The sequence below is a fragment of the Roseateles sp. P1_C6 genome, assembly GCF_056406315.1.
The window spans coordinates 1-1,270 of sequence record NZ_JBFUAK010000031.1 but is presented as its reverse complement, the minus strand read 5'-3'; the positions used below and the strand labels follow the sequence as shown (position 1 = coordinate 1,270).

Annotated in this window: 1 protein-coding gene and 1 other annotated feature; the gene reads left to right on the top strand. The window is 66.2% G+C overall.

Annotated features, from left to right (window positions below; translation table 11 throughout):
* Nucleotides 1-5: 5 nt before the first annotated feature.
* Nucleotides 6-1,231, top strand: a protein-coding gene (locus AC1D29_RS29520; RefSeq protein ID WP_477904334.1) for an IS3 family transposase whose coding sequence is annotated in 2 segments (ribosomal slippage) — nt 6-294 and nt 294-1,231 — 1,227 coding nt in all. Because the reading frame shifts where the segments join, the coding sequence is not laid out codon by codon here.
* Nucleotides 284-400, top strand: a sequence feature (AL1L pseudoknot). Its footprint overlaps the gene before it by 117 nt.
* Nucleotides 1,232-1,270: the final 39 nt, after the last annotated feature.

Genomic DNA, 1,270 nt, shown 5'->3' with positions numbered 1-1,270 from the left:
GAGCTATGAGGAAGTCCACGAAGTTTTCGCCTGAGGTCCGTGAGCGCGCCGTGCGCATGGTGCTGGAGCACCGCGCTGAGCACCCGTCGCAGTGGGCCGCCATCGAGTCCATCGCCGGCAAGATCGGCTGCGTACCGCAGACGCTGCACACCTGGGTTCGCCAGCACGAGGTCGACGCCGGCCAGCTCGAAGGCGCCTCGACCGCCGAGACCCAGCGCATCAAGGAGCTGGAGCGAGAGAACCGCGAGCTGCGCAAGGCCAACGAGATCCTGAAGCTGGCCAGCGCGTTTTTCGCCCAGGCGGAGCTCGACCGCCGCATCAAGTCCTGAAGGCCTTCGTCGACCAGCATCGCCAGCAGTTCGGGGTCGAGTCGATCTGTCATGCCTTGCAGATCGCCCCGTCGGCGTACTGGCGTCATGCCGCCCGCCAGCGCAACCCGGCGCTGTGCTCGCATCGTGCGCAGCGCGATGCGAGCCTGGTGCCGCAAGTTCGACGCATCTGGCGGGCCAACATGCAGGTTTACGGGGCCGACAAGGTCTGGCGCCAGCTCAACCGCGAAGGCATCGCGGCGGCACGCTGCACAGTCGAGCGCCTGATGCGTCAGCAAGGCCTGCAGGGCGTGCGCCGGGGCAAGGCGGTGCGCACCACCGTCCCCGATCCCAAGGCGCCGTGTCCGCTGGACCGGGTCAACCGGCAGTTCCGTGCCGATCGGCCCAACCAGCTCTGGGTCTCGGACTTCACGTACGTCTCGACCTGGCAGGGCTGGGTCTACGTGGCGTTCGTGGTGGATGTGTTCAGCCGGCGCATCGTGGGCTGGCGCCAGAGTAGCTCGATGCACACCGAGTTCGTGCTCGATGCTCTGGAGCAGGCGCTGTATGACCGTAAACCGACTGAAGACGACGGCCTCGTGCACCATTCGGATCGCGGCTCGCAATACCTATCCATCCGCTACAGCGAGCGTCTGGCCGAGGCCGGCATCGAGCCTTCAGTGGGCTCCAAGGGCGACAGCTACGACAACGCCTTGGCCGAGACCATCAACGGCCTCTACAAGGCCGAGGTGATCCATCGGCGCGGGCCGTGGAAGACCAAGCAGGCGGTGGAGCTGGCCACGCTGGAATGGGTGGCCTGGTTCAACCACCACCGATTGATGGAGCCGCTGGGCTACATCCCGCCGGCCGAGTTCGAGGCCAACTACCATCGACAACGCGCTGGTCAGGCCGCGACCGTCTGACTTAAACCAATAGGCCTCCGCGATTGCCGGGGCGGTTCA